This is a genomic window from Williamsia muralis NBRC 105860, from assembly GCF_001598915.1.
In the GTDB taxonomy this organism is placed as follows: Bacteria; Actinomycetota; Actinomycetes; order Mycobacteriales; family Mycobacteriaceae; genus Williamsia; species Williamsia muralis.
On record NZ_BDAP01000002.1, the window covers coordinates 738482 to 764329 of the forward strand.

Consider the following 25848-nt stretch of genomic DNA (forward strand, 5'->3'; position numbering starts at 1 on the left):
AAACACTCCGGAACATTTCCGGAGCAAGAATGGAGAACTGACAATGAAGAAGTCTCGAAGACTGCGGCTGTGGTCGTTGTTGGCCGCGCTGCCACTGCTTTTCGTGGTCCTGCTGACCGGATGCTCGGACGATTCCGACAAGGATTCGGCCTCGGGCGAGACCCGGACGGTGGAAACTGTCGACGGTCCTGTCGAGATCCCGACCGACCCCCAGCGCATCGTGGCGTTGCGTGGCTCGGCAGAAGCACTGCTCAGCCTCGGTAGCGACAAGGTCGTCGGCGTACCGGATCTCTACACGGCCGACTACTTCGGCACCGACACGGCCGCTTGGGACAAGTACCAGAGCCTGCCCAAGGTCGGCACCATCGCGCAACCGGATTATGAGGCGATTCTCGCGCTCGAGCCCGACCTCATCGTCGGCAACGTTCTCGAAAAGCATTGGGAAGCAATCGACAAGGAGAAGCTGAAGGCCATCGCGCCGGTCGTGAACCTCGAGGGCGGGTCATTGCTGGTCACCGACTGGTACGAGACCTTCGACGAGGCGGCCGACATCGCGGGCATGAAGACCGAGGCCGAGGAGCAGAAGCAGCAGTTCCACGCACGCGCCGACGAGATCCACCAGAAGTACGCCGACAAGATCGACGGCACCAAGTTCGTCGCGGTCGCGTCGTGGTCACCGGGCACTTTCTGGGACCAGAACGCCGGAACGTATGTGCCACACAAGCTCGAGGCCGCGGGGCTGACCTTCCCCACGGGCGAGGGACAGGAACGTTCGTATGAGCAGCTGGGAATGCTCGCCGACTACGACGTGATCGTCTACCCGACACGCGCAGACGGAACCACCACACCAGAGGTGCAGGCGATGCTCGACTCCGAGCTCTTCAAGAGTCTGCCCGCAGTACAGGCCGGACGGGTTCTGGCTGTGGCATACACGGATCCGTTCACCTACGCATCCGGAATGGCCAGCCTGGACAGCCTGGAAGCGCAGTTGGAGAAGCTCCCGCAGAAGTGAGTACCTGACTCAGATCGATGATGGCGCCGGCGTTTGCCGGCGCCATCATTGCGTAGCGTGCCCTGCCGCCGTCGGAAACAGCGGTGCGGGAGTCGGTCAGGCCCGGTAGGACGCGAACAGATCTCGGTACGCCGGGTAGTGGTCCTCCAGTACGCCGAGTTCCGTGGCCCGGACGAAGTTCGGATGGTCCCGGTACTTGCCGATGTCGGCGAGTTGCTTCATCCCGTAATAGCCTGCGGGAGCAGGGGAGTGGTTCGCGGAGGCCGGCGCCGGGCTTCGATCGAGGGAATCGATGTTGTCGACGAAGATGTCGTGACAAGCCTGCGTCACCTCCATCGACAGTTCCTCCAGCGTCACGGACTCGGTGAGTGCGATAGCCCGTCTGTCGATGACGTCGCCGGTGTCGATCCCCGCGTCGACGCGATGGAGGGTGACACCGAACTCGTGCTCACCGTTCAGGATTGCGAATACTGCGGCGGCAATGGGCAGGCCCCGATACCGCGGAAGCGGCCCGCCGTGAATGTTCACGATGGTCACGCCGAGTTCCAGGATCGGCTCACGAAAGATGAAGGGATTACCGGTCGAACACACCAGTCCGTCTGTGCAGATCTCGTCGATGCCGTCAGCCAACTCGTTGACGTCGTCGGTGCCGGCGCATTCGAGATCGGACGCCCACGCGGGGACGGCTTCGCCCTCTGGGTGGATGACAACGTCGACCGGTGTGCCCACCGAGGCGGCATGACCTGCGGCACGCCACAGCAGAGCTCCTGAGCCGACCAGAATCACGAGAACTTCCCTTCGCCCGCGGTCTTCGAACCCAATCGAACCTAGGGTAGCCTAAACTTCATGACGACTTTCGGGCACCCCGGGGACTCGGCCACGCTCCAGGTGGACATTTCGGAGCTGCACGAGCGATGGAATGACCGGACGACACCAACGACCACGGCAACCGTTCCGGAGTTGTTCGCTGCTGCAGCCCGATCGACGCCTGATGCCCTTGCTCTCGTCGATGGGCGTACCCGACTCACGTACCGCGAATTGTCGGTCAAGGTGGGCGAATTGGCGGAACGCCTACGTCAGTCGGGGCTACCCGCCGAAGGTGTGGTCGCCATCGGTATGTCTCGCTCGGCCGAGATGGTCGTTTCCGTACTGGCCACGATGGCAGCCGGCGGCGCGTTTGTTCCTGTCGACCCGCACTGGCCCGAGACCCGTCGGCGACAGGTGAGCGCCGACGCATCGGTGCACATCGCACTGACAGCTGCGGACGACCGCACGGACTGGGGCACCGAGACGATCTCGGTGAGCCTCGCCGACTGGCGGTTCGGTGATTGTGTGCCGGACGCGTCCCCGCTGCGCGTGCAGGGGAACCAGTTGGCCTACGTGATCTTCACCTCCGGGTCCACCGGGACTCCCAAGGGGGCGATGATCCGGCACGAGGCGATCTGCGAACGACTTGTGTGGCAACGTGATCAGATACTGATGTTCGGACGAGACGATGCCTCACTGTTCAAAGCGCCTCTGGCGTTCGACATCTCGATCAACGAGATACTGCTGCCACTTGTCTCGGGTGGGTACGTGGTGGTGGCGGCGCCCGGAAGTGAGAAGGATCCTGACTACCTACTGGATCTGATCGCCTCGGAACGGGTCACCTACTTGTATCTGGTGTCCTCGATGCTCGACACCCTGTTGGCACTGGATCGCGATCGGTCGACCCGGTCGGGATCCGCGTTGGCTTCGGTCAGGCACATCTGGTGTGGCGGAGAGGTTCTGACACCCGATCTCTTCATGCGATTCCGGCAGCAATTGTCCACCACGCTCTATCACGGCTACGGACCGGCTGAAGCGACGATCGGCGTATCGCACGTCATCTACCGCGACGAGGCCGAGAGAATCGCCACGTCGATCGGTCGTCCCAATCCGCACACCCAGTTGTACGTGCTGGACGAGCAGCTCGAGCCGGTTCCGGTGGGTGTGGGCGGTGAGCTCTACGCTGCCGGATTCCTGCTCGGCCGTGGATATGTCGGCAACGCCGCGATGACTGCGTCGAAGTTCGTATCCAACCCGTTCGACCCCGACGGCTCACGGATGTACCGCACGGGCGACCTCGCCCGCTGGTGCGACAACGGTTCGCTGGAGTTCCTCGGCCGGGCGGACAACCAGGTGAAGATCCGCGGGAGGCGGGTCGAACTCGAAGAGATCGAGGTGATCATCTCCGGCCACCCGCAGGTGCGACAAGCGGTGGTGACACTGACGGGCAATACCGCCGGCGCCGACAGTCTGTCGGCCTATGTGACCGAGAACCCGGGCGCCACGGTGGATGTGGAGAACCTACAGTCCTGGTGCGTCGACAATCTTCCCGACTACATGGTGCCGTCGAACCTGATGGTCCTGGACGCTTTCCCCGTCACCGCCAACGGCAAGGTGGACCGCCGCGGGCTGCCTGCGATGACCCCCACTCGGCAAGGCGCGTTCATCGCGCCGCGTACACCCCACGAACAGCTCCTGTGCGACATCTTCGCGACCATTCTCGGGGTGGAGAAGGTCAGCGTCGACGACGACTTCTTCGCTCTGGGCGGAGACAGCATCGTGGCGGTCAAGGTTGCCCTGGCGCTGCGGCCGGAGGGATTCAGGCTCCGCTCACAGGACATCGTCTCTCACCGCACGCCCGAACATCTTGCCACGGCACTCACAGCGTCGGGGCCGGCGACGACAGTCCCGACAACCGACGCGCCTCTTGTAGAACTCGAAGACGACGAGTCGGACGAGATCCATTCCCAGGTCGATGGTTTGCGTGAGGTGCTGCCACTGACGGCCGTCCAATCCGGCATCTACTTCCATTCGATCGCGGTGGATGACCACGACCCCTACATGGTTCAGCAGATCGTCGAGTTGTCCGGGCCACTCGATGTCGACAGGCTCGCCGAGGCCACAGACGTGGTGATCCGCCGACATACGGCACTGGCGGCGGGCTTTCGCACCACGCGGTCGGGCCGGGTCATCTCGACCGTGGGGTCGACGCCCGCACCAGAGTTTCGGACGTTGAGTTCTGTTGATGAATCGACGCTGGAGGCAACGCAATTCGTGGACAGGGTTGCGTCTGAGGAACGCAGCCGCAAGTTCGATCTCACTCGGCCGCCGCTGATGCGCTACACCCTGATCACCATCGGGGAGGGGCGGTACCGGCTCATCCAGACGGTGCACCATCTGATCGCCGACGGTTGGTCGGTGGCACTGATCTGGAACGACATCATGGCTGCATATCGCGGCGAGCCGTTCGACTCCAGCGCACCGCAATTCAGCGACTTCCTGAGGTGGTGGACGCAGGGGCGAACCCCACAGAGCGAGGTGGAAGCGTGGAAGAACCACCTCGCCGACATCGGAGATCCGACACTGATCTCCGACCACCTGCCGCGCAGTGCGGGCAATGGCTTCGGTCGGCGCCGTCGTACGCTGGGGCCCGATCACCGGCAGGCACTGACGGCGTACGCCCGATCGCGATCGGTCAGCGAGGGTGCCGTGATGACCGCGGCATGGGGTGTTCTGCTGGGCTGCGTCCTGGGTCGGACCGATGTGGTGTTCGGTTCCACCACAGCGGGTCGTGGCGAAGATGTGGACGGCATCGACCGGATCGTCGGGATGCTGCTGAACACCGTGCCCACCAGGGTGCGCTGGACCCAGCGCGACACCATGGACGACGTGGTCCAGGACTTCGTCCGCGCGGAGACCGAAGTGCTCGACCACCAACATGTTCCGCTCCTGGATCTCCATTCGGCGTTGGGTGTACGCGAGTTGTTCGACACCCTGTTCTCGATCGAGAACCTCGAACGTCCCGACGATGTCGGCGATCTGCGACTCGGGGCCATCGAGTACATCCAGGCCCCTCACTACCGGTTGACTGCGCTGGTCACACTGCACGAGTCGGTGTCGGTGGCGTTGACCAACGACCGGGCGGCAATCGACGACGCGGTGGCAGACCGGCTCGCGGATCTCTACCTCGGTGTCGTAGAGCTGATCGTCACCGGATCCGATCGGGGTACCAACGCCTTTCGCGCGATCACCGCGACGTCCCCGGTTGACCATCGCACCGTGGTGGACACCTGGAACCCGCCGTCGAAGACTGCGGAACTGCCAGACTCGGTGGCTGAGCTCATCGAACGTCGGATGGCCGAATCGACGGAGCTGGCGGCCCTGGTTCAGGGTGACGTCACCGTGACCTACGGTCAGCTGGGAGAGCGGGTCAATCGATTGGCCCGCTTGCTGATCGAGTCGGGCGTAGGCCCGGAGGCCCGGGTGGCGTTGCTCCTCCCGCGCTCGCCCGATCTGGTCACCGCACTGCTCGCCGTGATCGTTGCCGGTGGCGCTTATGTCCCGATCGATCCACGGCATCCGACCGAGCGGATCAGCCACCACCTGTCCGACTCGTCCCCGACCGTGGTCCTGGCCACCGAGGCAATTGCGGTAACGCTCCGGGGGGCCGGCGTCGACGTCCCGGGTGTGCTGATCTGTCTGGACGATGCCGCGATCAACGGCCGGATGTCAGCATTGCCGGCAGGGCCCGTCGGCGCTGCCGAGAGGCAGACCCAGCTGCGCGGGGATCACGCCGCCTACGTCATCTACACCTCGGGGTCGACCGGTAACGCCAAGGCCGTGGTGGGATCTCACACCGGGTTGGTCAATCGCCTCGAATGGTCCACTGCGAGTTGGACCGACGGCAGCAGTCCCCTCGGAGGTGCCCGGCTCGCCAAGAGTTCGATCGGCTTCATCGACGGGTCCACGGAGATCTTGGGTGCGCTGTTGGCCGGGTGTCGGTTGGTGATCGCCGACGAATCCGAGTCGAACGACGCGGATCGTCTGGCGGACCTGGTGCAGAGTCACGGCATCACCCAACTCACCGGGGTGCCGACCCTGCTGCGGGCCGTCGCCGAAGTGGGAGCGGAACGGGTCGGTGTTGTCCGGCAGTGGATCTGCAGCGGTGAGGCGCTGTCCTCGGCTGTCGTCGACGAGATCAACCGGGCATCACCGGGTGCAACGGTGATCAACTCCTACGGTTCCTCCGAGGTGGCCGGTGACGTCGCATTCTCCTCGCGTTCCCCTGCGGTCGCCGAACCCATCACCATCGGCGCACCTGTGCCGGGGAGCCAGATCTATCTGCTCGACCCCTGGCTACGTCCGGTGTCACCTGGAGTCACCGGGGAGTTGTACGTCGGCGGGGCGCAGGTGGCCCGAGGTTATGCCGATCGGCAGGCCCTGACTGCTGCCACGTTCGTGGCAGACCCTTTCGGCCCGGCAGGCACCCGTCTGTACCGAACCGGCGATCTGGCCCGCTGGACCTCAGCCGGCTCGCTGCAGTATCTGGGCCGCCGCGACTTCCAGGTGAAGGTGAACGGCGTCCGCGTCGAACTCGAGGAGGTCGAGGCCGCGCTCGCCGCTGTACCCGGTGTGGCCGCGGCTGCTGCCACGGTTCACGAATCGGGCGAGTCGAGCCGGCTGGTGGGCTATGTGACGGCGGCAGAGGGCGCGCACCTGGACGGCCGGACGGTTCGCGACGCGGTGACCGCTGTTCTGCCCGTGCACGTTGTACCGATCGTGCTGGTCGTCGACGCCCTACCTCTCACGCCTACCGGGAAGGTCGACCGAAAGGCGCTGCCGACGCCCGATTTCAGTTCACTGACCACAGCATCGCGAGAGCCCCGTGGCGCCGCCGAGGAGATCTTGGTGTCGGCATTCGCGGAGGCGCTGGGGCTGCCCGCGGTCGGTGTCGACGACGACTTCTTCGACCTGGGAGGCGACAGCATCTCCTCGATCGCGGTGGTTCGGCGGGCCGGGCAGCGCGGTCTGGACCTCACCATCCAGGACGTGTTCGCGCTGCGCGCGCCGGCGCGATTGGCAGAGGGTCGAACCGTGGCGCCCGACGATTCGGCCGAGTCGTCCGTGCGACCAGAGCCCGTGCCGGTGGTTCCCCCGGTTGAGCAACATCGGCTCCGTCAGTCCGGTCTCGACATCGAGCAGCACGTGCTCACCGAGGTCGTCGATCTGCCGCACCCTGTGGAGCCCGCGCAGTTGGCGTCGGCGGTCGACACGGTGCTCCGCGAGTTCGAGTGCCTGCGGTGGCGGGTGAACCCACGTCACCGATTGCTGTGGAACACCGACGTACCCCCGTACGCAGACCGTCTGGCGTCGGAAAGTGTTGCAACACTGGATCAGTCCGGTACGGATGCCGAAGGCGCTGTGAGGACAGCGCGTGACCATGTGGTCGAGCGGGTGGACATCACAGCAGGGCGGCCACTGCATGTCGCACTCCTGCGGTCTTCGCAGGGCACCCACCTCATCGTGGCCGTGCACGGGGTGGTCGCAGACCGGTACACCGTCCACCAGGTGACAAATCGCTTGACCGCACTGCTGGACGGATCCGACTCCGGTGCGCCGACCGTGGGGTCCACCGCGGACGCAACGGCCGCGTTGGCCGAACGTGCGCAGTCTGCCGATGCCGATGCAGCACTGGCTGAATCCATCGATCTGCTGCTCGGCATGCCGTCAGTCGACGAGGTGGACGGACACGTGGACGGAGACGGTGGACTCGTCGTACGTGTCGAGAAGCTGTCCGGTCACATGGACAGGTCTGCCGAAGCAGTGGAGGCCGCCTTCGTCGCCGCCATCGCGCATGGATCATCCGCCGTACGCACGGTTGACCTCGAATGGAACCTGCGAAACCATCTGTACGGGAACGACGTTCATCCCGGCGCACACGACGGACTACCGGGTGCGTTCACGGCCGTGTACCCGGTGCGGCCGGGGGTCAACGGGTTCGAACGGCCACCGTATGCGCCCTGGTACGACTTGTGGCGCTTCCAGCACAGCGTCGGACGCAAGAAGTTGCGGCGGGCACCCACTGCAGGGGTGCTGCTGACCCGAGTCTTCGGCCCGCTCGCCGATCCCGCTCGGCGGGAGGGTTTCGAGGCGCTCTACGGAGTGGTCGGCCGGTATGCGATCCACGGGGATCGCGTGGAATTACATGTTCTGGGCCTGGACGCCGCCGACATGGCGGACCGTTGGGCCGCCGCCCTGAACCCGTGAGTGTGGCACGACCGACGAAGGAGGAGCCGTGGCAGGTTCGGTGCGCGATCTGACAGTGAGCCCGATCTGTTTGCGCGAGTTCGATGTTCTGCGTGTGTGGGACGTGACGCCGGGGATGCGACGTGTGGTTCTCGGAGGTCCGGGCATCGGCGAGCACACACGCGACGGTGTTGTCCTGCCCCCGGTGCAGACCAGCGGATTCGACGACGACGTGAAGATCATGCCTCCCGACCCGGTCACCGGAGGGTTCCCCTTCGAGGTGCCCCGTAACACCGGTGCGGGCCTGATCGACTGGACGCCGGGCAGTTTCGAATACACCCGTACCTACACCGTGCGCGCCTTCGACGCTGGTGCAGGCGAGTTGACCATCGACTTCACCCTCCACGAGACCGGACTCGCCTCGACGTGGGCCCGTCGTGTGGTGCCGGGGGAGAAGATCCTGGTCGCCGGCCCCAAGCACTCGGCCGGACTACCGACTGCAGCCGATTGGATGCTGATCGGAGGGGACGAGACGGCGTTGCCTGCGATCGGGCACTGCCTCGAGATGCTGCCGCCATCGCTACCGGCGACGGTGGTGATCGAAGTGGCCGACCCTTCACATCATCAGGAATTGCCCAGCGCCGCAGAGGTTCACATCACCTGGCTGTATCGCAGTGAGGCCGAGGGCAGGTCGCGGCTGGCCGAGACACTCCAGTCGATCCCGTGGCGTGACGGTCAGCCATACCTGTGGGTCGCGGGGGAAGCCATGTTGGTCAAGCCGCTCCGCAGATGGGCCAAGCGAGAGAAGGGGATACCGAAGGAGTTCACCGACATCGCCGGCTACTGGCGTGAGCGCGCGGTCGCCACCGTCGCGGGCGATCCCGAGGTCATCGACGTCGCCACACAGGCCCCGGACCCCTTCGAACGCGTCCACGAGTATTCGGAGCTGTTGCCCGCGTGTGCGTTACGCGCAGCAGTGACGCTGGGGGTGTTCGCAGAAATCGACGCGGGTGCGGTCACCGTGCAGGACATCGCCGCTGCTTGCGGGGCACGTCCCGACCCGCTGCACAAGCTGGTGCGTCACCTCGTGGTGATGGGTCTGCTGGTCCGAGAGGGAAACATCTACTCACTCAGCGAGGTGGGCGCGGTCCTCGCCGACCCCGACACCCCGTGGGTCGAGGGATTGCGGATGGAATCCGCCGAGACGCAGATGCAGCTGTCGTTCCTCCGACTCCTCGACGTGGTGCGAACCGGTGATCCGGTCGGAATCGGGGGTCTGTCGGTCGAGGATTGGACGAATGACCCCGACCGGGCCGATGGCTATCACGGTGAGATGGTCGAATGGCCGACGTATCTCGCGCCGGCGTTGACCGAGGCCATCTCATTCGAGGGCGTACGCACTGTCGCGGTCGTCGGCGAAGGCGGTGGACCCTACGTGGACGCGATGCTGCGCGCGTATCCGTCGCTCGAGATCAATGTTGTGGGCATGCCGTCGCTCACCGAGCGCATGCTCGGGGACGTGACCACCGAGAGGCGGCCTCTGGTCAGGCGCGTCGCAGGTAGTCACGTCGCGCCGCTGCAGACGAAGGTCGACCTCCTCGTGGCGGCAGGCGTCGTGGAGACACTGCCCGACGGTGACGCGGCGGTTGCACTGACGGCGTACGCGGAGTCTGCCGGCCGGGTGGTGATCCCGACTCGGCTGATGGACCCGGAGACGACAAACGACTACGAGACGGAAGAAGATCTTCTCCGGATGTGTGTGTTCGGGTCGGGCTCTCGCACGGAGGCCGAAATGCGCGCCCTCATCAACTCGGTCGGCGTCGGCGCACTGCACGTCGGGCCACTGGGGTGGGGCGCGTACGTCGTCGAATACCGAGCAAATTGATAACCCGTCTAGACTTTTGAACTCTTCCAAGGCTAGCCTTACCTCAATTGTGGGTGGAGGCCCACGTAAGCCGGGTGAATGCAGGCCATTTCCGACTCGGCTTCGAATTGAGCTTTGCGAAGCTACTCGGAAGAGGGGTGTATCCAATGGGTGCGGCGCAGCTGAACACATTTCTCGACAACACCGTTGCTCGACATTTCGGCCGCCCGGCCGTGGCGTGCGGTGAACACGAGACCGACTTCGAGCGTTTTGATGAATCAGTGCAGTGGCTCGGCGAAGACCTGGCGTCGCGGGGTATCGGCGCACGTCAAAGGGTTGGTGTCTGTGTAGGCGGCGGATGGGAGTTCCTGCTCGCATTCCACGCATTGGTGCGGTTGAACGCCGTGGTGGTGCCGATCGATCCCTATGACGAGACGTCGGTGACCGTTGCTGCCGGACTGGACCTGCATTTTGTTCTCACGCATTGCGCCGAGGACTTTCTTCACGAAGAGAATGTCGGGCTCATGTGCGGGGACCGAATACCCCCAACATTTGATGTGGCAGAAGAGTTTCGTTTGATCGCAATTTCGCCACGGTCGCCCCTGCAGGCCGAAGGCGGTCTGATCCTCAACGACCTGGGGTTCCGATTCTGGGGTAACGGAGAAGTGGCCGAACGTATCGGGGGCCTGCAAACCGATCTCGACCTGGATGCGGACGCTCGTGTCGTGGTCTGTGGACCGTGGAGTTGCCCCTCCGCAGTGATGCTGGTGCTCGCCTGCGCAGCTGCGGGCTCCTGCGTGCAAGTTGTCGACCACGTGCATGACTCCGTGACGGTGCACGATGCGCTGGGTGAGGGTGACGTGTCGGTGGTCTTCGCCCCGCCGCTGGTCATGCACGACCTGATGCGTGCAGCAGACCCCTGGACCTGGGGCCCGAGGCGCCCGCGGATGGTCCTGCCCGACGGTGAGGTGCTTCCCGATGTGCTGCTGCGCCGCCGGGGTCTGACCCGTCAGACCTGCGATGACCCGCCGGTCTACCGGTTTGGTCTTGCCGACCGGCATCCTGCGGTTCATGCCGGCTACGGCCGGAGATCAGCAGAATTGCGCCCGGTCTCCTGAAGACCCCGCCGAATTGTCAACCACGCCGAATCGTCAGCTCAGAGCTGCGGTGACGAGTGCGGCCAGTTCGACCTCTTTGCGGTGCTCCAGTGTGGCGACGACGGTTGCCACATCCGAGTCGTCGGGCAGGAAGAGCGACGTGGCAATTGCCGCGATGAGGTCGTCGCGATCAGCCGGCGCAGGGTTCCGGTGGCCCAGCAGAGCAAAGATCTGATCGACCGGCTCTGCCGACTCGTTTACCGAGCGACGTACGACGTCGAACCCGTCCGGTGAGAACTCGAGGAAGATCTCGTCGCCCAGGGCCAGGCCCAGGTCGCTGACGAAGCGTTTGATGGTTCCCACTCGGGCCTGCACGGACACCCACATCAGCGACTGTGGCCCCAGTCGCGACGGCAGCTTCAACGGATTCCCCGGGCCTACTCCGATCAGGCCCGCGAGGGCTGACGGGATGTTGAATGCCGACCCTTTGAGGTGCGCGCCCGACACCGTTGTGGCCCAACGGATGACGTCACCCTCGCAATAGAGACATCGGGTCTTTGCCGGCGACTTCCTGTGGACGTAGCGTTCGCTGCGCCGGGTCACCACATCATCTCGCGTCACGAACTCGCCGGCCCCCGCGTACGCGCGGATGCTCGATTCGGTGACGTCGTACTTCTCGCTGATCTGCGACACCAGATCCTTGATGCCGATACTGCCGCCCGCAGCGTCGAGGATGTGACCGATCTGCCGATGGACCGGCTGGTACTGATCACCGCCCCAACGACGCAGTCCATAGGTGGTGCGGTCGGTCTTGACGATCCGATCGTCGGTGACCAACGCATTTCGGACGCTCGACCGGGAGCGTGGCTTGCCGGCGAGCCCGGTCACGATCTCCTCGAATGTGCGGGGCGCTCCGGCGATCGACAAGACTGCGCACACCAGATCCGCAGTGGACGTCGAGCCTTTGACGACATGGTCGTCGAGCACGGTGAATCCGCTGCTGTTCAACCATCTCGTTGCCTCGGACTCCGACAGGTTCAGTTTCGCGGCCACGATGCCGACCGGGACCAGCGCCTCCTCACCCGCGTGCGCATCGAGGACGTCTTCGACGAGGTCGGCGATCTGCGCGGGGGTGCGGCTGATGATCCATCCGTCCACGCCGGCAAGGTCGTTCGATCCGGCGATGAGCAGCTGTCCCACGGAGACCCCGAGCGCGGGTATCGCGGTGGCGAAGAGTGGCAGGGTCTCGGCCACCCGGGCAGAGTCCGCCACCGGATCGGCCAGTGCCACCGTCTCGGCGAGAAGCCGGCGCAGGTCCACCGAACTGTCCACGGTGTCCGACAGTTGCAGCCGCAGAGTTCGGTCGAGCTGGTTCACCCGCTCGCGCGACAACCCGAGTTCCTTGGCCAGGTCGGCCTGGGTGCGGGGCTTGGCCGCGAATATGCGCTCGTGGAGGATCACCCGATCGCGTTCATCGACGGACTCGATGAACTTGAGCAGATGAGGATCTGCCAGTACCCGGCCGCCGCTCCGGTCGTCCTCACCGTGCGGTGCCCGGGTTGCCTCGGCCACCAGGGCTGCGACGACGTCGATGACGGTGGCACGGCCGACGCCAGGCAAGCGCAACAGGTGGCCGGCCGAGTGTGTAAGGACATTCGAAACGTCTCGAATGCTGTTGTCGTGCAACACTGTGACGGCGTGCTGCTCCAACTCGAGCGCGGCCACGGGCGTGCCTCCGGAAACAGTCGGGAAGTCGTCGGCAAGCGTGATGTCCGCGCGGTCGGTCACATGCCGCAGCGCGACGAGCTCGCAGAAGCGGCGGAAGTTGTTGGCGTTGAGTGCCTCTGCTGGGCTCCCGTCCAGCCAGGCGTTGGGGATCAGCTCGTCGCTGGCGAGGATCGATGGCCCAGACCGGTACTCCTCGAGCCACGGCAGGAGCATGGGCCAAGCCGTCTTCGAGAACGGCCGCGCCGTGTTCGAGTCGGGCATCAGCAGTGGGCCTTTCGTGGGCTGCGGTCACGGCACGAAGTGGCCGGTCGAGATGGGCGGTAACGGAATTAGCCTATCTGTAAACCTGGTTAGTTGCCGCAAAGTTGCCGAACGGGAGGCTCCGGCGCGACGCTTCAAAAGCCGCCCGAACTGCGACGATGCCGACAACGGGCGGGCTGCGGTATGGGACCCTGCTATTGGCACTAAGGTGAGGGTTACCTACTGATAGATGGGGCTGAGATGCAGGACAACGCGTGCCGGGCTCGGACGTGACTGTCGGTGCCGACCCCGGCCTCCGGGTGGACCTGACAAAGAGCGAAGATGGTTCGGCGGCGCGCCGTCGTGCTCAGGGACTGGCGCAGACCAACACCAGGCGGATGCTCGGCTGGGTTGCCGGGGTCGTCGTCCTGGCCGCGGTCTGCATGCTCAGCATCGCCATCGGCGCCAAGGACGTGCCGTTCTCGACGGTGTGGGATGCGCTGTGGTCGTACGACAACTCCGGGGACCACATCATCGTTCGCGACCTGCGTATCCCGCGCACCATCCTCGGCCTGATCGTCGGGGTCGCGTTGGGCATCGGTGGAGCTCTCATCCAGGCGATCACCCGAAACCCGTTGGCCGATCCCGGGATTCTCGGCGTCAACGCCGGCGCAGCATTCGCCGTCGCGCTCGCCGTCGGGGTGTTCGGAATGGCGAGTATCTGGTCGTACATCTGGTTCGCATTCGCCGGTGCGGTGGTGGTGATGGTCTTCGTGTACGCGCTGGGATCGATCGGCAGAGGGGGCGCCACCCCGATCCGTCTCACGTTGGCCGGAGTTGCCATCGGTGCCGTACTCACCGGCATCACGTCGGGACTCATCCTGCTCGACCCGGAAGCCTTCGACCAGATGCGGTTCTGGAATGCGGGGTCGATCGCGGGACGCGGACTCGAGGTATCGGGTGCGGTCGCGCCGTTTGTTGTGGTCGGGCTGGTGCTCGCGTTTGTCATCGCCCGCCCGCTCAACGCTGTCGCCATGGGTGACGACCTCGCGCGGTCACTCGGGGCGAACGTGGCCCGCACCCGGGTCATCGGAGTCATCGCGGTGACGTTGCTCTGCGGCGCCGCCACCGCGGCCGCCGGCCCGATCAGCTTTCTGGGGCTGATGGTTCCGCATGTGGCCCGCTGGATCGTCGGGCCCGATCAACGCTGGATCCTGGCGTACACGCTGGTGGGTGGGCCGATCGTGCTCCTGCTGTCCGACGTGATCGGGCGTGTGATCATCCGGCCGGGTGAGATGCAGGTCGGCATCGTGACCGCGTTTGTCGGTGCACCCGTCCTCATCTTCCTGGTTCGACGAGGCAAGGCGAGCGGCCTGTGAGCGTCGACGCGCAGAACCAGGACAAGCAGGCGCTTCCTGGAGATGTCGACTTCGGACGTAAGGTCGCCGTGCTGCGCGTGCGGGGTGGCGCGCTGTCGGGGCGGATAGACGTTCGCGCCGTGGCCGTGATCGTGATGCTGGTGGCCGCTTCGCTGGTGGTTGCGGTCTTTGCGCTCGGCACCGGGGACTACCCGGTGTCCCCGGACCGGGTGGTTCAGGCGATCTTCGGTAATGGGTCCCGGATCGAAGAACTCGTGGTGATGGAATGGCGGATGCCGAGGGTGCTGCTGGCCCTGATCCTCGGGGCCGCACTGGGCGTCAGCGGGGCGGTGTTCCAGTCGATCACCCGAAATCCGCTGGGCAGCCCCGACATCATCGGCTTCAACACGGGCGCCTATACGGGCGCACTGGTGGTCCTGCTGATCATCGGTGGCGGCGGCTATTACGACACCGCGGCGGGCGCACTGGTCGGAGGCATGGTCACCGCGCTCCTGGTGTACCTGCTGGCCTTCAAGCGTGGTGTCCAGGGATTTCGGCTCATCATCGTGGGAATCGCCATCAGCGCGGTCCTGTCGTCGGTGAACGCCTGGCTGATCCTGCGAGCAGACCTCGAGGATGCGATGTCCGCGGCGGTGTGGGGTGCCGGATCGCTCAACGGACTGGGTTGGACGCAGGCCCGCCCTGCCCTCATCCTGTTGGCGGTCCTCACCCCGCTGCTGGTTCTGGCGTCCTACCGGATGCCGATGCTCGATCTGGGCGATGACGCCGCCAAGGCGTTGGGCATCCGCGCAGAACCGACGCGATTGGTGCTGATCGTCCTCGGTGTCGCACTCACAGCCGTTGCGACCGCAGCTGCGGGTCCCATCGCCTTCGTGTCGCTGGCCGCACCACAGTTGGCCCGGAGGCTGACCCGCACGCCGGGCGTGGCCATGCTCCCGGCGGCGGTCATGGGCGCATTGCTATTGGTGGCCAGTGACCTCATCGCCCAGCGCGCCTTCACACCCACCCAGCTTCCGGTGGGAGTTGTCACGGTGTCGGTGGGTGGCCTCTACCTGGTGTGGCTGCTCGCCCGAGAGGCGCGCCGCCAATGACCCAACAATCTCGAGACGTCCGATGACGAGGTGCGAACAGTGGACATGAGCAAATTCGCGGACCAAGAAGTACCGTCCGCGACGCGTGGCGGCGACGGGGTGCACACCCGGTTGCAGGCTCAGGACGTCACCATCGGCTACGACAAGCGGGTGATCAGCGAGTCGTTGAGCGTCGACATCCCAGACGGTGCCTTCACCGTGATCGTCGGACCCAACGCCTGCGGCAAATCGACTCTGCTGCGTGCGCTTTCGCGACTTCTGGCCCCCAACAAGGGCTCGGTGCTGCTGGACGGTAAGGCGATCAGTTCGTATCCGGCAAAAGAGGTGGCGCGCAGGCTCGGTCTCCTGCCGCAGTCATCCATCGCACCCGACGGCATCAGGGTCGCCGACCTCGTCGCCCGTGGACGTTATCCCCACCAGAAGTTGATCCGGCAGTGGTCGGCCGACGACGAATCCGCCGTGATCGAGGCGATGACGGCGACCGGCGTGACCGAGCTGTCGGGGCGACTGGTCGATGAACTCTCCGGCGGGCAGCGTCAAAGGGTTTGGGTGGCAATGGTGTTGGCGCAGCAGACTCCGCTGATGTTGCTCGACGAGCCGACCACGTTCCTGGACATCGCCTACCAGATCGACCTGCTCGAGTTGTGTGCCGAGCTCAACAAGACGGGCGGTCGAACGCTTGTCGCGGTGTTGCACGACCTCAACCATGCGTGCCGCTACGCCGACCACATCATCGCCATGAAGGCCGGTGCCATAGTGGCGGAGGGCCGGCCGGCCGACATCATCACGGCCGATCTTGTCCGCGATGTGTTCGGTCTCCCTTGCCGGATCATCGACGACCCGGAATCGCATACACCCCTTGTGATCCCGCTCGTCAGACGTTAGCTGCCGCAGGAACGGGCGGCCGAGCGGTGCGTCACTGCACGCGCTCGGCGATCAGGGGCACCACCGTGTCGAGCGCGTACTGGATCGACAGCACCGAGTTCGTCGAGTAGGCCCGCGAGATCGTGAGGTCGTCGAAGACGAGGTAGCGGCCGGCGGCGACGGCGGGCACCGACTTGAACAGCGGGTCGCCTTCCACCTCGGCGGCTGTGCGCTGGATCGGGAAGACCACCACCATGTCGGCGTCGAGCAACCGCAGGTTCTCGTCCGCGATGGGGACCGAGAATCCCTTGGCGTCGGCGGGATCGATGGCGGGATTGGGTGAGAAGCCCAGTTTGACAAGGAATTCGACCCGCTCGGTATCGGGGGAGTATGCGCCCCACCCCGTCCCGGAACGCGCTGCCACCGTGACCGTCTTGCCGCGGAACTCGGGGTTCTGCGCAGCAACCTCGGTGAACCGGCCATTGAGCTGCTCGACCAGTTCGGTCCCTTTCTCCGGGACGCCCAGTGCTTGCGACACCATCGTCACCTGTTGTTCGAGGGTGGTCTTGTAGCTGTCGGCACCTGCAGGCAACGCGACGGTCGGGGCGATCTCGGCCAACGTGTCGTATCTCTTCTGGTCTCCCGAGCTCTTGGTGTCGAGGATCAGATCCGGTTCGAGTGCGAGGATCTGCTCGAAGGACGGCTCCCGGGTTCCGATGATCTCGGGCGGGTTGTCGTAGAGTCCCTCGGCCCATGGGCCCACACCCTCGCCGCCGAAGTCGAGCCAGTCGCTTGCTCCCACCGGTTGAACGCCGAGGGCGAGCGCGGTCTCGGCGTCGCCCCATCCGAGAGCGACCACCCGGGTCGGCGGCTTCTCGATCGTCACCGGGCCGAACTTGGTGGCCACGGTGACCGGGTACGCGCCGGCCGACGTACCGGATGTCGGGGATTGCTCCTGATCGCTCTCGTCGGAACAGGCGGCCACGAACAGAAGGGCAAGAATGCTGAACACAGCTAGGACTCGGCGGAACATGGGATGAGGCTAGCCTATGCTTAGCGAGGCTCAGCAACGGGCCGAGCGCTTGGTCGAGAGTCCGTCCGGCGCGGCCTTTGGCAAACACTTGAACCGAGCAAGCGCTCGGTCGTAGGCTGCGTCCGTGGATATCAATGGAGCAAGTGCAGTAGTTACCGGTGGCGCATCGGGGATCGGCGCCGCAGTCGCGCGCCAGCTCGCCGGACTGGGAGCCAAGGTTGTCATCGCCGACCTTCAGGCAGACAAGGGTGAGGCCCTCGCCAAGGAGATCGACGGGGTGTTCGTCAGCGTCGACGTGACCAAGACCGAGCAGATCGAGGCCGCCGTGAACAAGGCGACCGAGCTGGGACCGCTTCGGGCACTGGTGAACTCGGCGGGCATCGGCTCGGCGCAGCGCACCATCGGGCGCGACGGCGAGTTCTCGTCGGCCCACGACCTGGACGCATTCCGAAAGGTCATCAACATCAACCTGATCGGCAGCTTCGACGCAACTCGCCTGGCGGCGACCGCGATGAGTCGCAATGAGGCCACCGAAACCGGTGACAAGGGCGCGATCGTGTCGATGGCCAGCGTTGCGGCGTTCGACGGCCAGATCGGCCAGGCCGCGTACTCGGCATCCAAGGGCGGCATCGTGAGCCTGACCCTCACCGTGGCACGTGACCTCGCCGCTGCCGGCATCAGGAACAACACCGTTGCCCCCGGGCTCATCGAGACCCCGATCTACGGAACGGGTCCCGAATCGGAGGCGTTCAAGGCCAAGCTGGGAGAGAACGTCCTGTTCCCGAAGCGGCTCGGTAGCCCGGACGAACTGGCGTCCATGGTGATCGAACTGATCACCAACTCCTACATGAACGGAGAGGTCATCCGCGTCGACGGCGGCATCCGGATGCCACCGAAGTAGCTCGTCCCCTAGAGATCGGTCAACATCGTCCCCCTGGACGGCCATCGAGGGAATTACTCCCTCGGTGCGCTGTCAGGGGGACGTTTTCTGTGTGTCAGCTGGTGTATTCGGCGGCGAGTCGCGCGATCTTCTCGGCCCGCTTGAGGCGGGGCGGATCGCTGCCGTCGCGAACCACCCGGCCGCGGGCCTCGAACTCCGACAGGAAGTCGGTGGCCCAGGCGGTGTCTTCCGAGCTGGGGCTGGCGACGCGGTTGATGACCGCCGGCTGCGAGGCGTTGAGGCACAGTTTTCCGGTGAGTCCGAACGCGACCGATGTCGCTGTCTTCGCCTCCAGGACGGCCACGTCGTCGGTGACCGCCGGACCGTCGATGGGGCCTGGCAATTCGGCGACCCGGCTGGCCACCACCAGCCGCGACCGCGGGTACGCCATCACGGCGTCCTCTGCAGCGGTCCCGGTGTCGTGGCGATAGTCGCCGCTGCCGAATGCAAGGCGCAGGACGCCGCGGGCGCGGGCGATCTCGACGGCGTTCTCCACCCCGATCGCCGACTCGATGAGTGCGATGACAGGGGTGTGGCCGCCGAGGCGGTCGAATGTCTCGCTCACCTGCGCGGCAGTTTCGGCCTTGGCCAGCATCACACCGGCCAGACCTGGTGCTCCGCGTAGCCGGTCGATGTCGTCGGACCAGAACCGCGTGGTCCTGTCGTTGATCCGTACCCAGGCCGTGGCGGTGTCGAGCCAGGTACACACCCGTTCGCGCGCGGCGCCCTTCCCGCGTGGGTCGACGGCGTCTTCGAGATCGAGGATCACCTGGTCGGCGTCCGATCTGGCGGCGGCATCGAAGTCACCCTGGGCGGCGTTGACCAACATCCACGAGCGGGAGAGTTCGGGAGTGACGGATCGGGCGATCGTAGAGGGCATGCCCCTAGTGTGCGACCAGTCGCAGAAGTGGGCGCCCTTTGAGTTCATTACGTTCACCCCGTGAGTGGGCCGCGTGCGATGCAGGAAGGAGCGAGGGAGCGGTGAGCGAAGGGATGGGCCGCGTGCGATGCAGGGAGAAGCGAGGGAGCGCAGCGACTGAGTGACGACCGAAGAGCGCGCAATAAGGCCCATCCCGTAGCGAACAATCAAAAGAGTGGGCCGCCCCCTGACGGTGCGGCCCACTCTTTTCAACGCTTCGGACTAGAAGGAGGCTTCGTCGAGCTCCATCACGTCGTTGTCGATGTTCTCGATGATGCCGCGTGCGGCGGTCAGTTCGGGCAGGACGTTCTTGGCGAAGAAGCTGGCGACGCCGATCTTGCCGTTGTAGAACGCGGTGTCTGCTTCGGATGCACCGTTGTCGAGTGCGGCGAGGGCGACTTCGGCCTGGCGCAGCAGCAGCCAGCCGATCATGAGGTCACCGACGGCCATGAGGAAGCGAACGCTGCCCAGTCCGACCTTGTACAGCTCGGTCGGCTGTTCCTGGGCTCCCATGAGGAAGCCGGTGAGGGTGGCGGCCATGCTCTGGACGTCGTCGAGTGCGGTCTTGAGCAGAGCGCGCTCGGCCTTGAGCCGGCCGTTACCGGCTTCGGACTCGATGAACGAGCTGATCTGTCCGGCGACGTGGGCCAGTGCCTGGCCTTTGTCGCGGATGATCTTGCGGAAGAAGAAGTCCTGCGCCTGGATGGCGGTGGTGCCTTCGTAGAGCGAGTCGATCTTCGCGTCGCGGATGTACTGCTCGATCGGGTAGTCCTGCAGGAAGCCGGAGCCACCGAGGGTCTGCAGCGATCCGATGAGCTGCTCGGATGCCTTCTCGGAGCCGACACCCTTGACGATCGGCAGCAGGAGGTCGTTGACGCGGAATGCCATCTCTTTGTCGGCACCCGAAACGAGCTGTGCGGCAACCACATCCTGGTGCGATGCGGTGTAGAGGTACACCGCGCGCAGGCCTTCGGAGTAGGCCTTCTGCAGCATCAGCGATCGGCGAACATCCGGGTGGTGCGTGATGGCCACGCGCGGTGCTGCCTTGTCGGTCATCTGGGTCATGTCGGCGCCCTGGATACGCTCCTTGGCGTATTCGAGTGCGTTCAGGTAACCGGTGGACAGAGTCGCGATTGCCTTGGTGCCGACCATCATTCGTGCGTGCTCGATGACGTCGAACATCTGCGCGATGCCGTCGTGCACCTCGCCGACGAGCCAGCCCTTGGCGGGGACGCCGTGCTGACCGAAGGTGAGTTCACAGGTGGCCGATACCTTGAGACCCATCTTGTGCTCGACGTTGGTGACGTAGACGCCATTGCGTTCGCCCAGTTCGCCGGTCTCGTGATCGAAGTGGAACTTGGGCACGAAGAACAGTGAGAGTCCCTTGGTACCGGGCCGTGCGCCTTCGGGGCGGGCCAGCACCAGGTGGATGATGTTCTCGGTCATGTCCTGGTCGGCGGAGGTGATGAAGCGCTTCACGCCGTCGATGTGCCAGGTGCCGTCGTCCTGCTTGACGGCCTTGGTGCGGGCGGCGCCGACATCGGAACCGGCGTCGGGCTCGGTCAGCACCATGGTGGCGCCCCAGCCGCGCTCGGAGCTGATGGCAGCCCACTTCTTCTGCTCTTCGGTGCCGTTGTTGTAGAAGATGTTGGAGAAGCCGGCACCGGCGGCGTACATGAACGTGGCCGGGTTGGCGCCGAGGATCAGTTCGCCGATGGCCCAGTACAGCGACCGCGGGGTCGGCAGGCCGCCGAGTTCTTCGTCGATGCCGAGCTTGTCCCAGCCGCCGTCGGTCAGGGCCTTGTACGACTTCTTGAAGGCCTCTGGAACGGTGACCGAGTGGGTCTCGGGATCGAAGACCGGTGGGTTGCGGTCGGACTCGGTGAACGAGTCGGCCAGCGGGCCTTGTGCGAGGTTGTTCACCTCCCGCAGCATGTCGATGGCGGTCTCGCGATCGAGATCGCCGAACTCACCACTCGCGAGGACCTCATCGAGTTTCAACATCTCGAAGAGGTTGAACTGGAGGTCGCGGAGATTGCTCTTGTAATGCCCCATTGCAGAATCCTTTGCAATCGTAAAACTGCCGTTGAGAGTGGCGAGTGAGCGCCCATGGGCTCGTTGCACGCTAAGTTACTCACCAGTAACAACTCAAATATACATCCGCATACCACGACGCACAAACGCTGTGTCGAAGAGAAAAGATGATTTGCGCCACTTGCGCGGGCAATCAGTGATCTGCGGTTGACCGGCGGCGGAGCAGGCGCAGCCCATAGAGCGCGGCGCCGATGGCGAGAACGCCCACCCCCGCGATCACCGAGGTGGCCGGCAGGCTGAATCCGAGCACCAGACAGCCGATCAGCCCGGCCACGGGAACAGTTTTACGCCACCACTCCCGTGGCTCCTCGAGTGTGAGAGCGCTCAGATTTGCGATGGCGTAGTAGATGAGGACGGCGAACGCGGAGAATCCGATGGCGTCGCGTACGTCGAACGTCGCGGCCAGCGACGCGACAACGATGCCGACGACCACCTCGGCGCGATGAGGGACGTGAAAGCGGGGATGGACCGCGGCGAGGGCACGGGGCAGATTGCCGTCGCGAGCCATCGCGAGCGTGGTCCGCGAGACCCCGAGGATCAAGGTGAGCAACGCGCCGAGCGCGGCCAGGGCCGCACCGATGGTGACCACGGGGACCAGGGCCGGTGCGCCCGCAGCGCGCACCACGTCCACAAGCGGGGCGTTCGAGTCGCTGAGCGCATCGGCGCCCATGACGGCCAGCGCCCCCACCGCCACGAGCGCATAGATCACCACCACCACCGCCAGCGCGATCGTGATCGCCCTCGAGATGGTGTGGACCGGATCGCGCACCTCCTCGCCAAGGGTGGCGATGCGGGCGTAACCGGCGAACGCGAAGAACCACAAGCCCGCGGCCTCGAGGAGACCGGTCGCCGACAGACCCGATGTGGGATCGAGGCGTGCGGCGTCGACATCAGGCGAGGCCGCGACTGCGACCACCACGGACACGAGCACAATCAGCACAACCGCAACGAGTAGCCGGATCACCCACGCCGACTTCTGGATTCCGACGTAGTTGACCGCGGTCAGTGCCAGCGTCACCGCGACCGCAACGGCGTGTGCGTGCTCGGGCCACAGATAAAAACCGGCGGTCAGTGCCATCGCCGCGCACGACGCGGTCTTACCGACGACAAAACCCCAGCCCGCGAGGTAACCCCAGAACATGCCGAGGCGCTCACGGCCGTACACATAGGTCCCGCCCGCCGACGGGTACTTGGCAGCCAGTCGCGCCGACGAGTTCGCATTGCAGTAGGCGACAACGGCGGCGATGGCCAGCGCAATCAGCAGGCCGGATCCGGCAGCACCCGCGGTTGGGGCGAGGGTGACGAAGATACCCGCGCCGAGCATCGCGCCGAGTCCTGTGACAATCGCGTCGCCGAGTCCGAGTTCGCGACGCAATTCCGGAGATTGCGGTGTGACGGTCATGATGCCGGATCCTCCCCGAGCCGCATGTGGGTCAGTATGCCGCACGGCTCAGGCACGATGGACACATGACCGACCTGACCGACCGCACTGATCTGCCCCGAACTGATCTGCCCGGACGCGATGAGCCAGGCCACGCGAACACACCGCTGGTCCGATGGCTCACCGCCGAAGGCGTGGAGCGTGATCTGGCGCCGGCTGATCTCATCGAGATCGGTCACGGTCTGCGAAAGTTCATGCTGCCGTTCCAGTTTGCGATCAACGAGATCGTCACGAAGATCGAGATCCTGCGCGACGAGTTCGCCTACCTCAACGACTACAACCCGATCGAGCACATCAGCTCGCGGGTCAAGACCCCCGAGAGCCTGCTGGCCAAGGCCCGACGCCGCGACATCCCGGTGGACCCCGAATCGCTGGCCAACCGTCTCGACGACATCGCCGGCGTGCGTGTGACCTGCAGCTTCATCTCTGATGCGTACCGGCTCACCGAGCTGCTCTGCGCGCAGCCCGACGTGCGGACGCTACAGACCAAGGACTACATCGCAGAGCCCAAGCCGAATGGCTACCGTGGCCTGCACACCATCGTCGAGACGCCGGTGAACCTCAGCACCGGCCAGCTGCCGGTGAAGGTGGAACTACAGGTTCGGACCATCGCCATGGATTTCTGGGCGAGCCTCGAGCACAAGATCTACTACAAGTACGACCGCACCGTGCCGGCCCACCTGCTCGACGAACTGACCGTCGCGGCCGGCACCGCCAACGTGCTCGATCAGCGGATGCAGGCCATCCGCAACGAGATCCACGGTGTGACCGGTGAGCGTTGAATCCTCAGCTGAGGGCTTCGCGTAGATACTGCACGTCGTCGGCGAGACCCTCTTCGGGGGTTTCCAGGATCACCGGCGCGTCGGCGGCCCTGGCGACGGCGACGAGGACGTCGGGGTCGATGTGACCGGACGTGAGGTTGGCGTGCCGGTCGCGGGCCGAGTCGAACTCGTCGCGGGAGTTGTTCAGGTGGAGCAGGTCGATGCGGCCGGTGATCGCCCTGACCCGTTCGACGATGTCCACGAGGTCTTCGCCCCCGGCCCATGCGTGGCAGGTGTCGAGGCAGAAACCGGCGTTGTCGAAATCGCCGACGGCCTCCCACAGGCGCTCGATGTTCTCGAGGCTGCGGGCCAAGGCGTTGTCACCACCGGCGGTGTTCTCGATGAGGATTGGGACGGGGAAGCCACCCTTGTCGGCGGCCCGCTCAAAGAGCTTGCGCCAGTTCTCGTATCCGGTCGCCGCGTCTTCGTCGTCGCGGAGGTGTCCACCGTGCACGACCAGCCCGAAGGCGCCGAGGTCGGCGGCCGCCTGGGCCTGGTTGATGACCGCCTGCCGAGACGGCATCCGCAGCCTGTTGTTGAGGCTGGCGACGTTGATGCGGTACGAACTGTGCACCACGACGTCGATCGGGGAGTCCCGGATCTGCTGGGCCAGGGGGTGCGGATGAGGCTTACCCCACTCCTGTGGATCGGTGACGAACATCTGCAACACCTCGGCGCCGAGTTCTTCGGCTCTGCCGATGGGATCGTTGTCTTGTCGTACGTGGGCACCAATGCGCATGCGTCCACCTTATGGCGTCTGCCCTTATCGCTGAACCACAGGTATTTCTCTGCCGGTGCGAGCAGAGTGGGACTGGTCAATGGGGTGGAGCAACTTTTCTTCGAAAGGTGTTAGACGTGGAACGGTTGAGTGGTCTTGACGCGTCCTTCCTGTATCTGGAGACGCGGTCGCAGTTGATGCACATCATCGGGTTGATCGAGCTGGATCCCGAGACGGTGCAAGGGGGCTATTCGTTCGCGAAGATGCGCGACGAGCTGGAACGACGGATCGGGGCGTTGCCGACGTTCCGTCGAAAGGTGCGGGACTCGATCCTCAACCTCGACCATCCGGTGTGGGTCGAGGACCGCAATTTCGACATCGAACGGCATGTGCACCGGGTGGCGGTGCCCGCGCCCGGTGGTCAGCAGGAGCTCGCCGATTTCTGCGCGCACATCGCTGGGGTCCCACTCGACCGCAGCAAGCCGTTGTGGGAGATGTGGGTCATCGAGGGACTGGCCGACGGCAAGATCGCGGTGTTGCTCCGGATGCACCACGCCGGCGTCGATGGCGTGACCGCCTCGGACCTGCTGGCCCAATTGTGCACTCTCACACCGGAACCACCGGAACTCGACGACGTTTCCCTGTCCCGCACCGCGGGCGACTCCTCGCTCCTCGGCCTCGCCGCCGACGGCGCTCTCCAGATCGCCAGGCGGCCGCTCAGTTTCGCGCGGCTGCTGCCCAAGACGGCACAGGTTCCTTTCGAGTGGGTGTCGCGAGCGTTGCGTGGTGAGGCCATGCCGGCCCCGTTCCGGGCTCCACGGACACCGTTCAACAGGTCGATCACCCCGCATCGCAGCATCGCCTACACACAGGTGTCGCTCACCGACCTCAAGCGGATCAAGGATCACTTCGGGGTCAAACTCAACGACGTGGTGCTCAGCGTGTGTGCCGGTGCACTGCGCAACTACCTCGACGACCGGGGTGAACTGCCGGAACAGCCGCTGGTGGCGATGGTCCCGGTGTCGGTGCACGGCGACAACGACGACGACCTCGTCACGCAGGGAACCAACAAGGTGACCGGCATGTTCACCAAGCTGGCCACCGACGTGGCCGATCCGGTGGAGCGCATCACGACGATCGGTGAGCAGGTGCGCAAGTCAAAGGACCATCACGGCTCGATGGACTCCAACCTGCTGCGTGGCTGGGCGCAGTTCATCCCACCTGCCACGATGGGTCTGGCGATGAAGCTGTACTCGTCGAACGAGTTGGCCGAACATCACCCGCCGGTCTTCAACCTGGTCATATCCAACGTTCCCGGGCCCGACTTCCCGCTGTACTACCTCGGCGCCAAGATCGACGCGATGTACCCGCTCGGGCCGGTGTTCCACGGTTCGGGCGTCAACATCACCGTCTTCTCGCAGAACGGGCACCTCAACATCGGAGCCATCGCCTGCAAAGAGCACGTGCCCGACCCTTGGCCGCTGATGCACGCGTTCGAACACGAGGTGAAGGCGCTGCTCGAAGCGTGCGATCCGTGACCCCTTGATGCCGCGG

At 65.1% G+C, this 25848-nt stretch carries 17 protein-coding genes; 10 read left to right on the forward strand and 7 right to left on the reverse strand.

Going from position 1 to position 25848, the window contains the following annotated elements; all coding sequences use genetic code 11:
• Positions 1-43 precede the first annotated feature (43 nt).
• The gene (locus tag WIMU1_RS10205) at positions 44-1012 is read left to right on the forward strand and encodes an ABC transporter substrate-binding protein (RefSeq protein WP_062796892.1); all 969 of its coding nucleotides are present in this window, start codon (positions 44-46) and stop codon (positions 1010-1012) included.
• 96 nt (positions 1013-1108) lie between these two features.
• Here WIMU1_RS10205 and WIMU1_RS10210 read toward each other — a convergent pair whose 3' ends face one another.
• A complete protein-coding gene (locus tag WIMU1_RS10210; protein WP_062796894.1) occupies positions 1109-1798 on the reverse strand; it encodes a formyltransferase family protein in 690 nt (229 codons plus the stop codon).
• Positions 1799-1858: 60 nt separating this feature from the next.
• Between WIMU1_RS10210 and WIMU1_RS10215 the strand changes: the two genes are divergently transcribed.
• From WIMU1_RS10215 to WIMU1_RS10225, 3 genes are all read left to right on the forward strand, one after another.
• Positions 1859-8086, forward strand: coding sequence for a non-ribosomal peptide synthetase (locus WIMU1_RS10215; protein ID WP_084248144.1), 6228 nt, complete (start codon positions 1859-1861; stop codon positions 8084-8086).
• A 28-nt stretch (positions 8087-8114) separates the two neighbouring features.
• Positions 8115-9950, forward strand: coding sequence for a siderophore-interacting protein (locus tag WIMU1_RS10220; protein WP_062796897.1), 1836 nt, complete (start codon positions 8115-8117; stop codon positions 9948-9950).
• Positions 9951-10096: 146 nt separating this feature from the next.
• Positions 10097-11047 (forward strand): AMP-binding protein, encoded by a 951-nt coding sequence (locus WIMU1_RS10225; protein ID WP_062796899.1) that lies wholly within the window; start codon positions 10097-10099, stop codon positions 11045-11047.
• 33 nt (positions 11048-11080) lie between these two features.
• Here WIMU1_RS10225 and WIMU1_RS10230 read toward each other — a convergent pair whose 3' ends face one another.
• Entirely contained in the window at positions 11081-13015 is a 1935-nt protein-coding gene (locus tag WIMU1_RS10230) for a sigma factor-like helix-turn-helix DNA-binding protein (RefSeq protein WP_120802620.1), read from the reverse strand.
• A 377-nt stretch (positions 13016-13392) separates the two neighbouring features.
• Between WIMU1_RS10230 and WIMU1_RS10240 the strand changes: the two genes are divergently transcribed.
• From WIMU1_RS10240 to WIMU1_RS10250, 3 genes are read left to right on the forward strand one after another with little or no spacing between them, the layout of a single operon-like run.
• On the forward strand, positions 13393-14373 hold the full coding sequence (locus tag WIMU1_RS10240; protein ID WP_174548729.1) for an iron chelate uptake ABC transporter family permease subunit: 981 nt from the start codon (positions 13393-13395) through the stop codon (positions 14371-14373).
• Complete coding sequence (locus WIMU1_RS10245; protein ID WP_062796904.1) at positions 14370-15464, forward strand: FecCD family ABC transporter permease; 1095 nt, start codon at positions 14370-14372, stop codon at positions 15462-15464. Before WIMU1_RS10240 ends, WIMU1_RS10245 begins: the two co-directional genes overlap by 4 nt.
• A 45-nt stretch (positions 15465-15509) precedes the next feature.
• The gene (locus WIMU1_RS10250; protein ID WP_084248145.1) at positions 15510-16349 is read left to right on the forward strand and encodes an ABC transporter ATP-binding protein; all 840 of its coding nucleotides are present in this window, start codon (positions 15510-15512) and stop codon (positions 16347-16349) included.
• Positions 16350-16380: 31 nt separating this feature from the next.
• On the opposite strand, the gene WIMU1_RS10255 is transcribed toward WIMU1_RS10250, so the two are convergent.
• Positions 16381-17361, reverse strand: coding sequence for an ABC transporter substrate-binding protein (locus WIMU1_RS10255; protein WP_062796906.1), 981 nt, complete (start codon positions 17359-17361; stop codon positions 16381-16383).
• Between the two features lie 124 nt (positions 17362-17485).
• On the opposite strand from WIMU1_RS10255, the gene WIMU1_RS10260 reads away from it, so the two are divergent.
• A complete protein-coding gene (locus WIMU1_RS10260; protein ID WP_062796907.1) occupies positions 17486-18262 on the forward strand; it encodes an SDR family NAD(P)-dependent oxidoreductase in 777 nt (258 codons plus the stop codon).
• 94 nt (positions 18263-18356) lie between these two features.
• Here the strand turns inward: WIMU1_RS10260 and WIMU1_RS10265 are convergent, their stop codons facing one another.
• The 3 genes from WIMU1_RS10265 to WIMU1_RS10275 all read right to left on the reverse strand — a co-directional run bounded on the left by WIMU1_RS10265 (position 18357) and on the right by WIMU1_RS10275 (position 22716).
• A complete protein-coding gene (locus WIMU1_RS10265; RefSeq protein ID WP_062796909.1) occupies positions 18357-19181 on the reverse strand; it encodes an HpcH/HpaI aldolase/citrate lyase family protein in 825 nt (274 codons plus the stop codon).
• Positions 19182-19442: 261 nt separating this feature from the next.
• Entirely contained in the window at positions 19443-21275 is a 1833-nt protein-coding gene (locus WIMU1_RS10270; RefSeq protein ID WP_062796911.1) for an acyl-CoA dehydrogenase, read from the reverse strand.
• A 172-nt stretch (positions 21276-21447) separates the two neighbouring features.
• On the reverse strand, positions 21448-22716 hold the full coding sequence (locus WIMU1_RS10275; RefSeq protein WP_062796913.1) for an APC family permease: 1269 nt from the start codon (positions 22714-22716) through the stop codon (positions 21448-21450).
• A gap of 65 nt (positions 22717-22781) precedes the next feature.
• Between WIMU1_RS10275 and WIMU1_RS10280 the strand changes: the two genes are divergently transcribed.
• Complete coding sequence (locus tag WIMU1_RS10280) at positions 22782-23537, forward strand: GTP pyrophosphokinase (protein ID WP_084248146.1); 756 nt, start codon at positions 22782-22784, stop codon at positions 23535-23537.
• Between the two features lie 4 nt (positions 23538-23541).
• On the opposite strand, the gene WIMU1_RS10285 is transcribed toward WIMU1_RS10280, so the two are convergent.
• Positions 23542-24315: a deoxyribonuclease IV gene (locus WIMU1_RS10285; protein ID WP_023960134.1), complete on the reverse strand. Its 774-nt coding sequence runs from the start codon at positions 24313-24315 to the stop codon at positions 23542-23544.
• 116 nt (positions 24316-24431) lie between these two features.
• Between WIMU1_RS10285 and WIMU1_RS10290 the strand changes: the two genes are divergently transcribed.
• On the forward strand, positions 24432-25832 hold the full coding sequence (locus WIMU1_RS10290; RefSeq protein WP_023960133.1) for a WS/DGAT/MGAT family O-acyltransferase: 1401 nt from the start codon (positions 24432-24434) through the stop codon (positions 25830-25832).
• Positions 25833-25848: the final 16 nt, after the last annotated feature.